The following is an 11668-nucleotide window of genomic DNA, read 5'->3' as shown; positions in this document are numbered from 1 at the left end:
TCAAATTCAACAGTACATCAGTATTTAGCGTTGCTCACCCTCATCCGAACGCGACCCTTGATCAGAGCGCAGGTAGTTGAAGAATTCGCTATTGGGCGACAACACCATGGTAGAGTTGCTGCCTTTCAGCGCTTCTTCATAAGCGGCAAGCGAACGGTAGAATTCAAAGAACTCCGCATCTTTCGAATAGGCTTCGGCGAAAATACGGTTCCGTTCTGCATCTGCTTCACCTTCAATGATACGCGCATCTCGGCGCGCTTCTGAGATGATTTCCTCAAACGTACGGTCCGCAAGGGCGGTCACACGCTGGGCCGCTTCACGACCCCGCGCCCGTTCATCCGTTGCTTCGCGTTCACGTTCCGCAATCATCCGTTGCAGCGTCGCGTCAAAGTTCTGCTCGGGCAGGTTTGTCTGACGCAAGCGCACATCTACAACCTTGAGGCCCAATGCATTTGCACGCGCATCAGAGCGCACACGAATTTGATCCATCAAGCCAGAGCGCTCAGGCGAGAGGATGGTGTTGGAGGTCACACCCTGCGAACCCAAAACTGCACGAATCTGGGATTCCAGAATACCGCTCAGGTCGTTGGCAGCACGGGATTCACCGCCGGCACCAACCGCTTGGCGGTACTGAACCACATCGTCGATACGGTAGAGCACAAATGCGTCGATTTCCAAACGGCGGTCATCGGCAGGTGTGACTTCGATCAGCGGTGTTTGCAGCGTCAGGATGCGGTCTTCAAAACGCGCAACCTCATCCACCATTGGCACCTTAAACCCCAAACCGGGTTCAGTGATAACCTGTTTGATCTGACCAAAACGCAGCACAAGTGCCTTTTCACGTTCATCCACAACAAAGATAGAAGACAAGAACGCCGCAACAAGAATGGCGGCAACCGGAATCAGAAAGCTGGTCTTTTTCATCAGTTGTTTCCTCCGCTGCGGCGCAGCTCGTTCAGGGGCAGATAGGGCACAACGCCTTGGCCGCCGCCTTCACCTTGGTTGTTTTCAAGGATGATCTTATCGACCTGACCAAAGACTTTTTCCATGGTTTCCAGATACAGACGTTTGCGTGTCACTTCTGGTGCGGCGGTGTATTCGGTCAGAACCGCTTCGAAACGCGATGCCTCACCGATTGCGCCGTTAACTTCACGCGCGCGGTAGCCTTCGGCGGCTTCCAGCATTTTGGCGCTTTCACCACGGGCTTCAGCCGTTTTCTGGTTTGCATAGGCATCCGCTTGGCGTTCCAGACGGTCACGCTCTTGCGCGGCAGCCTGAACATCACGGAAGGCATCTACAACAGAAACCTGCTCGGTTGAGCCATCGGTGTTTGTCACCACAACAGTACGGCTGGGCGGATCAACTTTGTTCACGTTCACACGCAGCACGTTGATGCCGGTGTTGCGGTTGTCCAACGTGACCTGAATCAGCTCTTTGACCTTTTCTTCCACCAGACCACGATCCCGGTTCAGGATGGGGGCCAGTTCGGATTGTGCAATCACTTCACGCATTGCGGATTCAGAAATCGCACGCACAGACGAGTCAGGATCGCGCAACGAGAATTTGAATTGCTGTGCGTCTTTGATGTTCCAAACAACTTGGAAATCAATATCAACGATGTTCTCATCCGTCGTCAGCATCAAGCCGCCGTTGTCATTGGTGCTCCGCTGGGTGCCCAATGTTTCCGTACGGTTGGTTGTAACGTCAAATACTTCGGCAGTGACAAACGGCCATGGGGCAAAGTTCAGACCCTCAGTACCGATGCCCGAGAATTTACCAAGGAACAGCTCAATCGACTGCTGTTCAGGGCGCACAGTATAAGTAGAGGCAAACAGCCACGCCGCAGCCGCGACAAGTACACCAACACCGATGGTGCCGCGTGTCAGCTCAGGCCCGCCAGTGCCACCACCGGAACCGCCGCCAGTCCCTTTGGAGCGGCCACCGCCCCCCATCAAAACGCGCAGATGTTCTTGGCCTTTTTTAACCAACTCGTCGATCTCGGGGATCGGGGGCTTGTCGCCGCCACCGTTATTGCCGCGGTTACCGCCGCCATTTTGGCCGCCGTTATCACCGCCGCCTTTATTGCCGCCGCCATTGCCGCCGCCTGTGTTGCCACCGCCGCCCCAAGGACCGCCTGTGTTGCCAGCCATAATTATTTCCCTCTTTAAGTCGCCCCGATCCGGAGCAGGCTTGTCGTAAGTTGCACAAACTATACGTTTGTACCCCCTGTAACCTCTAAATCGTGAGTTTACACAACTATTTCAAGATGTCTGCACGATCATGACCGCACAGGACTGCGCATGGTCACCAATTCTTCGGACATTGTAGGGTGCACAGCGCAGGTTTGGTCAAACTGCTCTTTCGTAGCGCCCATTTTCACCGCAATACCCGCCATTTGAATCATTTCACCTGCTTGCGGTGCGACGATATGACATCCCAACACAGTACGGTTTTCTTTGGAAACAACCAATTTCATCATCACACGGTCATCGCGGCCCGCAAAAGCAGACTGCATCGGCTTGAAGGTGGTTGAGTACACTTCGATCTCTTCTTGCGCACGTGCTTCTTCTTCGGTCATGCCGACGGTGCCCATTTCAGGCTGGGTAAACACGGCAGAGGGGATCAGATCGTGATCCACTGGCGTAGGTTCCCCGCCGAATACGGTTTTTACAAATGCCATACCTTCGCGGATCGCCACAGGCGTCAGGTTCACACGGTCGGTCACATCACCGATAGCATAGACTGATGGCACACCCGTCTGGCTGTACTCATTCACCTCAATTGCGCCGTTGCGGCCCATCGCGATGCCCAGCGCCTCTAACCCCATATTGTCAGAGTTCGGCTTGCGGCCCGTCGCAAAGAACACTTTATCATAGATTTTTTCAGGGCCAGTTGTGCCTTTAACCCAAGTGCCACCATCGCGGTCTTCCATCTCTAGGATGTTGGTGCCCGAGTGCATTTTGATGCCCCGCGCGCGCATCTGTTCCGCCACAAGGCCCCGTGCTTCGTCGTCAAAGCCGTTCAAAATCTGGCCGCCACGGTAAAACAGTGTCACTTCAACACCCAACCCATGCAAGATGCAGGCAAATTCGCAGGCGATATAGCCGCCACCGACAATCAGCATCGTGCGCGGCAGATCGTCCAGATGGAAGATGTCGTCGGATACAATCCCCAGATCCGCATTTGGCAGATCCAACCGCACAGGCCGTCCGCCCGTCGCGATCAGGATATGTTTCGCGGTCTTTTCCTCACCTGTCGACAAGGTAACAGTATGAGCGTCTTTTAACGTAGCGCGTGCATCGAATTTCTCAACACCAGAACCATCCAGCAATCTGCGGTACACCCCCTCAAGGCGGTCCAACTCTGCGCGCATTTTGCCCGAGAAGACATGCCAATCAAACGCACCATCCTGCACGTCCCAGCCATAATCACGGGCATCTTGTGTCATCTCGCCATAGCCAGAGGCAAAAACCATCAGCTTTTTAGGGACACATCCACGGATCACACAGGTCCCGCCATAACGGTCCTCTTCGGCCAAGCCGACCTTTACGCCATATTCGCTTGCGGCAACCCGTGCTGCACGTACCCCACCGGAACCGCCTCCGATGACAAACAAATCATAGTCAAAATTGCTCATGGCCCTGCCCTTTATATTTTAATCGCCTAGATCGGCAAAGAGATTGTCGCTTTCGACAAAATCAACCCGATCTTTTTCAACTGTACCGCTGTTGATATCACGGACCTCAACGCGCCCGTCGCCAAAGCCAATCACAACCTTGTCACAGATATCCATGAAAAGCCCGTTTTCAACCACACCCGGCATTTGATTGAGCACAAGCGACAGTTGACGCGGATTGCCGATGCGATTGAGGTGCAGATCAAGCAGGTAATTTCCCTCATCCGTCACAAACGGGCGCTCACCGTTCATGCGCAGCGTGCTGTTATTGCCCAGCACATCCATCGAGATCAGCGTCTCTTCCACCAATGCCTGTGTGGTTTGCCACCCGAAGGGCACCATCTCAACGGGCAAGGGGAACGCGCCCAGATGCTCTACCTCTTTGCCGATGTCTGCAATCACGATCATTTGATCACTTGCAGTCGCTACAATCTTCTCTTGCAACAATGCGCCACCGCCGCCTTTGATCAGGTTCAGGTCGCCGTTGAATTCATCCGCCCCGTCAATCGTCAGATCCAGCCATTTCGCTTCATCAAGGCTGATCACATCGATCCCGACTTCACGTGCCAGATGCGCTGTGCGGCTGGAGGTAGGGATACCTCGCATCCTCAAACCTTCTTCGCGCACCCTCTCGCCTAGACAACGCACCAACCATGCGGCAGTTGACCCAGTGCCAAGACCAACACGCATGCCGTCTTCCACAAAGTCGGCTGCACGTTTGGCGGCCACAAACTTGGCTTTATCAATCGGTGACAGTTCTCCTGACATGGGGGCAGCTCCGTTAAGGTGTCACAGTGCTTATAGGAAATATGCGCGCAAGGTGCGAGGAGAATTGTGCCCTGCGTATCCCAGTTGTAGCCTTGAATGCACCTTGGCGCGTCGTTTTCTGACCAGCCACAGGTGAACCTTTGCCGCACAATCAAGGGATGAGATCACAGCTTGAATTTTCCTTTTGCAACTTACCGCAGCGCCGCCGTTGCTCGGCATCGCGGCGCGACAGCAGCACTTGCACTATTGCGCCGCGTGAATATGCTGCCCACACCCCAACGTGTGGCGGCGTGCCCCTCATCGCGGCGTCCCCCGCCACACCGTTTTATGGAAGTGCCACCTGATGTTTTTATCTGTTTTCGAGATGTTCAAAGTGGGCATAGGCCCCTCGTCTTCGCACACAATGGGCCCGATGGTGGCCGCCCAACGGTTTTTAGACATGATGCGGGCCTCTCCTTTCCATTTTGCAGGGCTGCGCGCCTCCTTACACGGGAGTCTGGCATTTACAGGTGTTGGCCACGCCACAGACCGCGCCACAATTCTGGGCCTCGCAGGGTTTTCACCCGAAACCTTTGACGCAGACCGCGCAGAAGAGACGCTGAAGGCCATAAACGCCAGTAAAACGATCACTGTGCCCGATCTGCCGACACTGCACTTTGACCCCAAAGCTGATTTGATCTTTGACTATGACACCCCGCTCAAAGGTCACGCCAACGGCATGACCCTCATGGCGCTGGACGCACAGGGCGACATCACATTGCGGCAAGTGTTCTATTCCATCGGCGGCGGTTTTGTCATGACCGAAGAGGAGCTTGCCGCAGGCAAGAACACCGAAGAGGGCACGCCCGTTCCCTACCCGTTCAAATCAGCCGCCGAGATGCTGGAGATGGCCAAAGCATCGGGTAAAACCATAGCAGGCATGAAGCGCAGCAACGAAGAAGCGCGCGGTGGTGCCGATAATCTGCGCACGGGCACGAAACGCCTGTGGCAAGTGATGAATGATTGCATCAACCGTGGCTTGGAAACCGATGGCATACTGCCCGGTGGCCTGAACGTGAAACGCCGCGCCAAAGCCATTCACGAGGCGCTGCTTTCCGAGCGCGGCATGAACCAATCTGCCCCCCATACCATCAACGACTGGATGAGCGTCTACGCCATGGCAGTAAACGAGGAAAACGCCGCAGGCGGTCAGGTGGTCACCGCCCCCACCAATGGTGCGGCAGGTGTGATGCCCGCCACATTGCGGTATTACCTTGATCACGTGCCCGGTGCATCCGAGAGCCATATCGAGGATTTCTTGCTCACCGCTGCGGCCATTGGCGGTTTGGTCAAATTCAACGCCTCCATCTCGGGTGCCGAAGCGGGTTGTCAGGCCGAGGTAGGCTCCGCCGCTGCTATGTCCGCAGGGGCGCTCTGTGCCGTTATGGGCGGCACCCCCGAGCAAGTCGAGAACGCCGCCGAAATCGCGCTGGAGCATCATCTGGGAATGACATGCGATCCCGTGCGCGGCCTTGTCCAAGTCCCCTGTATCGAGCGCAACGGTCTGGGTGCGATCAAAGCCGTCTCTGCCGCCAGCCTCGCCTTGCGCGGAGATGGCACACATCTGGTGCCTCTGGATGCCTGTATTGAAACCATGCGCCAGACGGGTGCGGACATGAGCGAGAAGTATAAAGAAACTTCGCTGGGTGGATTGGCGGTAAATGTTCCCAACTGTTGACGCTTGGTAATCTAGGGAAACGGGAACCGACCTGCCCTGCGCGGGTTGAATGAGGGATGACTGCCTACCACATAGGCAGACCAAACGTATAAGGTACCCCTCATGAATATTCTAATGATCCTCACCTCCCACGATCAACTTGGCGATACGGGCGAAAAGACAGGTTTCTGGCTGGAGGAATTCGCAGCGCCTTATTACGCCCTTAAAGACGCAGGCGCACAGATCACGCTGGCCTCTCCCAAAGGCGGCCAACCCCCGCTGGACCCCAAAAGCGACGCAGAAGACGCCCAGACAGAAGCAACCAAACGCTTTAAGGCCGACCCTGACGCGCGGGCCGCTCTGGCCGCGACAGAACTTTTGTCAGAGCAAACTGCACAGGGCTTTGACGCGGTATTCTATCCCGGTGGTCACGGCCCCCTGTGGGATCTTGCCGAAGACAAAGACAGCATCCGCTTGATCGAAAGCTTTGCGCAAGCCGATCTGCCGATCGGCGCTGTCTGCCACGCCCCCGCGATTTTCAAACATACCAAACTGGGCGACAAACCTTTGGTTGCGGGCAAGAAGGTCACCGGCTTTTCCAACAGCGAAGAAGACGCTGTGGGCCTGACGCAAGTTGTGCCGTTTCTGGTGGAAGACATGCTCAAGGCCAATGGCGGTGTTTATCTGAGCGGCGATGACTGGGCGAGCTTTGTCACAACCGACGGTAAACTGGTCACGGGTCAAAACCCCGCCTCCTCCGAGGAAGCCGCGCAAAAACTGTTGGCGCTATTGTAAGTGATTTAACCTAAAACGTCGGGGTGCCCGCGCCCCGACGTACCCCAGCTATTGTCAAGGCTGCTAACACGCCCTACCGATACTGAATGACAACACCAGACAAGCCGCTTCTCGGCATTCTCCTCATGCTCGGCTTTTGCGTCCTCGCCCCAATTGGCGACGCGGTTGCCAAATTACTGGGGCCAAGCATTCCTCTAGGCCAGTTGGTTTTCACCCGCTTTGCGGTGCAGGCACTTGTGCTGATCCCCCTGATTGCATTTGCGGGCATTGATTGGCGCCTGTCGCCACGCGCATGGCGTTTGGCCTTTATCCGCACCATCCTGCACATCTTTGGCATCGGGGGCATGTTCACCTCGCTACAATATCTACCGCTGGCGGATGCCATTGCCATTGTCTTTGTCATGCCTTTTATCATGCTGCTGCTGGGCCGCGTTTTTCTGGATGAAGAAGTCGGCCTGCACCGCTTGCTTACCTGCGCCGTTGGTTTTGTCGGCACGTTGCTGGTGATCCGCCCCAATTTTCTGGCTGTCGGCTGGATCGCGCTGCTGCCTGTTGGCGTGGCCGTGGTCTTTGCGCTGTTCATGTTAACCACCCGCAAGCTGGCCAAGGAATCAGACCCCATCGCCCTGCAAGCCGTCAGTGGTACAATGGCTATGGTACTATTGACCCCGATTATCGTGCTTGGTGGCGCCTTCGGGTTCGCGCCGCTGGCCTTGGTTCTGCCTGACGTCGTCGAATGGCAGTTGCTGGCCGCCGTAGGCGTGCTGGGTACGCTGGCCCATCTGTGTATGACATGGTCGCTGCGCTATGCGCCCAGCGCCACATTGGCCCCCATGCAATATCTGGAAATACCCGTTGCTACTTTGGTCGGTTACTGGCTGTTCTTCGAGCTGCCCGACACGCTTGCAGCTTACGGCATTACTCTGACAGTGGCGGCTGGTGTTTATGTGGTTCTGCGTGAACAGGCCACCGCGCGCCCCCTTGCGCGAAATGCCCCACCAACGGTCTAAGAAAACGACGCGGCACAATCAGTAACATGCCCGGCGCATCTATCCAAAGCTCAACCCTGCCCAGCGCCTTGTTAGACGTCCCTACAAACTGCGCTGGATCAAAAGGCAGCCCGTCAATCGGCCACTCCAATCCACGACTTCGCCCCGTGACGGGCACCAGAGGAAACAGGGACACCACATCGCCAGCGCTCATCTCCAGCGTCACCTGCGGCGGTGCCAGCACGATCACCTCATTCTGCGCCAACAGCACACAGGGACGATCCGCATGCACCAGCAGAGTATGAAATGCGGCCAATTGGTGATCCACACGCCCCCCACAAAATCCGACCCCCACCGTGACAGGCGCATCCACATGACGAAGTGCCTTGTCGAAATCCGTAGATTGTTGTTCACTAACGCGGTGCTGTTGTGCAAGCGGGACACGCGCAAGCGCTTCTGGCGGGGCACTGTCCATGTCGCCGATAACTGCCATCGGCGATAGGCCCGCAGCCTGTGCCGCCACAAGGCCACCATCAACCGCCACACACTGTGGCGCAATTGTTAACGCATCTGCAATATCCCTTACGCTAACCTGCCCCCCTCCCAAAAGAGTGACTGGATTGGAACTGGAAATGATCGGATTTGACATAGCACTTTCAATTCAACTTAGACGGGTTGCCACAATAACGCCCCAAAATGACACCGCGGTTGGCACAGTTTGGTGCCCATTTGGTCTTGGATATCATGGTAAACCTTGTGAGACCAAGACGCAGAGGACGAGCATCCGATGATCAACAACAACAAAATTCTTACAGTATCTTATGGTACTTTTTCATGTACGCTTGAGGGATTCGATGATTCCTTCGGCACAATGAAGGCCATCGCAGAGTATTTTCGCGATTTAGCCTCTGATGACAGGTATTTCGGCGCAGAGCCGCCCCAGCCTGACGCACAAATGCTAGCGCGCATCGCACAACGTGAAATATCGCGTCATGTCGAGGCCCGTCAGGATGAGGGCCGGATTGTGCTTTCAGCCAAGACCACGCCGCAAGCAGCCGCACAGGTCGCTGCCGGAGCCGTTGAAGATGTCGCTACGGCGGTTGCCGATGCCACGCAGACAACCGCTGAACTGACATCCGAAGACATCACACCCGCTGAGGCGCCCCAACCTGTAGCCAAGCCTGCGCCGGTTGCGAAAGATGTTCCGGCTGTAAAGTCACAGCCTGCTCCAGAAGCAGCCGCAGTTCATACGCCAGCGGCTACTGATGACACCCCCCAAGACATCGTTCCAAGCCTGCCTGATGAAGAAGTAGAGGCGTTTTTCGCCGAACAACCTGCTTCTGAAACAAAATCAAACGTCTCTGCCGAACAGAACGTCACCGCTGCTGCGCCAATGTCTGCCCTTGAGGCAGCCAGAGACAACAGCATCGCAGACAAACTCAAGCGCATCCGCGCCGTTGTGTCCCAGCAATCCGAAGAAGACACCACACCGGATTATTCCGAAGACCAACACGCTGATGCAACCGTTGAGACAGTAAAAACCGAAGAAATTGTTGCGAAGGAACCTGTCGTTGAAAAACGTACCTTCAAGATTTCGCCAAAACTGAACAAACCCGTCACTCCAAAACCGCAGGCTCCCACAACGCCCCCCCCAGCGGTAGCAGAAGCTGACGAAAACGCCCAGACGACAGCACAGGCCAACGCCGTTCGTGACATCGAAGAGGCGTTAAATGCGGATGATGATTTCGATGCCGCAAACGCGCAATCCAGCGAAAACTATGATGACGAAAATGACGATATCACTGCGATCCTGAACCGTCTTGACCAAGAGGCAGACGCCCCAGCACAAGATACTTCACCTCTAGAAGAGGAATCTTCATCTTCGGATGCAGATGACCAAATGGAAGGCAATATCCTTGCGTCTATGGAAGGCGCTGATGCCGTTGACGAGGCGGATGATGACAATTTGTTTGACGGTGACGAAACCGACGCGATTGAAGAAGAAGCAGCAGAAGTAAGCGAAACCGTTGCCGCCGCTGAGCCTGCCCCGGTAGTAAGCACCCCGCGCCCCGCGCCCCGCACACGTGTGCTCAAAGTCAAACGCGCCTCGCTGGATGCCGCCATTCGATCCGGCGCTCTGGAAGAATACGACGACGAGGAAGAAGAAACAGCAGCGGCGCAACAGCCTACACCTGAACCGCGCAAGGCCCCCTTGGCCGATAAATCAACATTGAGCGCCGAAGCAGAAGCAGAACTCGCCCGCGAACTCGCTGAAATAGAAGCTGAAATCTCGCCTAAGGAAGAAGTAACATCCTCGGATGCAGACAATACAGCACAAGAAGTAAAGCCGAAAACAGGCATCCACAGCACCGCTGATGACGACCTTTCCCGTCTAATGAAAGAAACCGACAGTCAGATGGATGAACCCGAAAGCAACACGCGCCGTGATGCGTTTGCCCATCTGCGTGCGGCCGTTGCAGCCAAAAAGGCAGACGAAGCCGTGGGCGGCATGCCAGAAGAACAAGACACGGGCGAAGCCTACCGCGATGATCTTGCGACTGTAGTGCGCCCGCGCCGACCAACTGGCCGGAGTGGCACACGCACTGAACGCCCTATGGAAAACCGCGCGGCCCCTCTCAAGCTGGTGGCAGAGCAACGCATCGATGGTGGTAGCACAAACAGCGGCGCACAGGTTCGTCCGCGCCGTGTCGCAACGCTTGCTCCGCAACCCGCTGTGCAAGAAGCAGCGACTGACGCGCGAAGCTTTGCCGATTTTGCCAACGACATGGGTGCCGAAACGCTCTCTGATCTACTGGAGGCAGCTGCGGCATACCTTTCCTATATTGAAGGCCACGAAGAATTTTCACGCCCTCAGTTGATGACAAAAGTACGTCAGGTCGAGCAAGAGGACTTCACCCGTGAAGACAGCTTGCGCTCCTTTGGCAAACTCCTGCGGGAAGGCAAAATCGAAAAACTGAGAGGGGGCCGTTTTCAGGTCTCCGATCAGATCGGATTTAAACCCGATGCGCGCGCAGCAGGCTAAAACGCTACAGTCAATAACACTAAAAGGCGGGCCATTTGGTCCGCCTTTTTCGTTTTACACGTCGTTGCGTGAGGCAAATATCAATCGGTTGCCAGCAGGGTCAGAAATGCTCATTTCATCCCAACCCCAGCTTTGGCGCTGCCATCCGGGTTTGGCATTTTTATACTCTTTAGCGATCAACGCCTCGGACATCGCAGCGACGTCCTCCACTTCGATCCGAATAAACGTCCCCGGCGTGCCGTCGCCGAAATGTTCAGAGAGATGCAATTCACATGCACCCTTTTTCACAGCCATATAAAGCGGCATGTCAGGACCAAACCGGTGCTCGAACACGGGTTCAAACTCAAGAAAATCCAGATAAAATTCCCGTGTGGCTTTGGTATCGAAACACCGCAAAATCGGGATCGGCGCCTTCATTGTTCTGGATCGACAGGCGCGTCAGGATCAGCCTGCCCTACGCCTTTGAAAATCGCCTTCATCGGAAAGGCCCAGACCACGCCAGAGCCGACATAGATCAGCAGTTCCACCCAGAACGGTGGGCGGTTGAACAGGGATATCACCCAGATCATCAGCACGATGTAGACGGGCAAGGCCACCAACAACACAAACAGTGACCAGCGGCGGCGGGCTTTGTAACTCAGGGCCATCGGTTTTCCTTTGGGGTTGGTGTGATTGGGCTGCCCGAAAATCGGCCAGCCCAT

Annotated in this window: 11 protein-coding genes; 4 read left to right on the top strand and 7 right to left on the bottom strand. The window is 55.7% G+C overall.

Annotation, left to right across the window (positions count from 1 at the left end; translation table 11 throughout):
* Positions 1 to 24 precede the first annotated feature (24 nt).
* From hflC to rpiA, 4 genes are all read right to left on the bottom strand, one after another.
* Positions 25 to 924 (bottom strand): protease modulator HflC, encoded by a 900-nt coding sequence (hflC, locus tag GGR95_RS03030; RefSeq protein ID WP_184562595.1) that lies wholly within the window; start codon positions 922 to 924, stop codon positions 25 to 27.
* Entirely contained in the window at positions 924 to 2150 is a 1227-nt protein-coding gene (hflK, locus tag GGR95_RS03025; protein WP_184562593.1) for an FtsH protease activity modulator HflK, read from the bottom strand. Before hflK ends, hflC begins: the two co-directional genes overlap by 1 nt.
* A gap of 128 nt (positions 2151 to 2278) precedes the next feature.
* Positions 2279 to 3637 carry a glutathione-disulfide reductase gene (gor, locus tag GGR95_RS03020; protein WP_184562591.1) on the bottom strand — a complete coding sequence of 453 codons (1359 nt, stop codon included), beginning with the start codon at positions 3635 to 3637 and terminating at the stop codon, positions 2279 to 2281.
* Positions 3638 to 3655: 18 nt separating this feature from the next.
* Positions 3656 to 4444, bottom strand: coding sequence for a ribose-5-phosphate isomerase RpiA (gene rpiA / locus GGR95_RS03015; RefSeq protein ID WP_184562589.1), 789 nt, complete (start codon positions 4442 to 4444; stop codon positions 3656 to 3658).
* Positions 4445 to 4787: 343 nt separating this feature from the next.
* On the opposite strand from rpiA, the gene GGR95_RS03010 reads away from it, so the two are divergent.
* The 3 genes from GGR95_RS03010 to GGR95_RS03000 all read left to right on the top strand — a co-directional run bounded on the left by GGR95_RS03010 (position 4788) and on the right by GGR95_RS03000 (position 7945).
* Positions 4788 to 6161, top strand: coding sequence for an L-serine ammonia-lyase (locus GGR95_RS03010; RefSeq protein WP_184562587.1), 1374 nt, complete (start codon positions 4788 to 4790; stop codon positions 6159 to 6161).
* Positions 6162 to 6263: 102 nt separating this feature from the next.
* Positions 6264 to 6935 (top strand): type 1 glutamine amidotransferase domain-containing protein, encoded by a 672-nt coding sequence (locus GGR95_RS03005; RefSeq protein WP_184562585.1) that lies wholly within the window; start codon positions 6264 to 6266, stop codon positions 6933 to 6935.
* An 86-nt stretch (positions 6936 to 7021) separates the two neighbouring features.
* Positions 7022 to 7945, top strand: coding sequence for a DMT family transporter (locus tag GGR95_RS03000; protein WP_184562583.1), 924 nt, complete (start codon positions 7022 to 7024; stop codon positions 7943 to 7945).
* Here the strand turns inward: GGR95_RS03000 and GGR95_RS02995 are convergent.
* On the bottom strand, positions 7854 to 8573 hold the full coding sequence (locus tag GGR95_RS02995; protein ID WP_184562581.1) for a thiamine diphosphokinase: 720 nt from the start codon (positions 8571 to 8573) through the stop codon (positions 7854 to 7856). The genes GGR95_RS03000 and GGR95_RS02995 overlap by 92 nt on opposite strands.
* A 138-nt stretch (positions 8574 to 8711) precedes the next feature.
* On the opposite strand from GGR95_RS02995, the gene GGR95_RS02990 reads away from it, so the two are divergent.
* Positions 8712 to 10967: a hypothetical protein gene (locus GGR95_RS02990; RefSeq protein WP_184562579.1), complete on the top strand. Its 2256-nt coding sequence runs from the start codon at positions 8712 to 8714 to the stop codon at positions 10965 to 10967.
* Positions 10968 to 11021: 54 nt separating this feature from the next.
* Here the strand turns inward: GGR95_RS02990 and GGR95_RS02985 are convergent, their stop codons facing one another.
* Positions 11022 to 11384, bottom strand: a complete 363-nt coding sequence (locus tag GGR95_RS02985) for a glyoxalase superfamily protein (RefSeq protein ID WP_184562577.1) — start codon at positions 11382 to 11384, stop codon at positions 11022 to 11024.
* Positions 11381 to 11614 carry a DUF2842 domain-containing protein gene (locus GGR95_RS02980; protein WP_184562575.1) on the bottom strand — a complete coding sequence of 78 codons (234 nt, stop codon included), beginning with the start codon at positions 11612 to 11614 and terminating at the stop codon, positions 11381 to 11383. Before GGR95_RS02980 ends, GGR95_RS02985 begins: the two co-directional genes overlap by 4 nt.
* Between the last annotated feature and the right edge of the window lie 54 nt (positions 11615 to 11668).

The sequence above is a fragment of the Sulfitobacter undariae genome (assembly GCF_014196805.1).
GTDB lineage: Bacteria > Pseudomonadota > Alphaproteobacteria > Rhodobacterales > Rhodobacteraceae > Sulfitobacter > Sulfitobacter undariae.
Note: the sequence above shows the minus strand (reverse complement) of the source record. Positions and strands in the feature narration are given on the sequence as shown.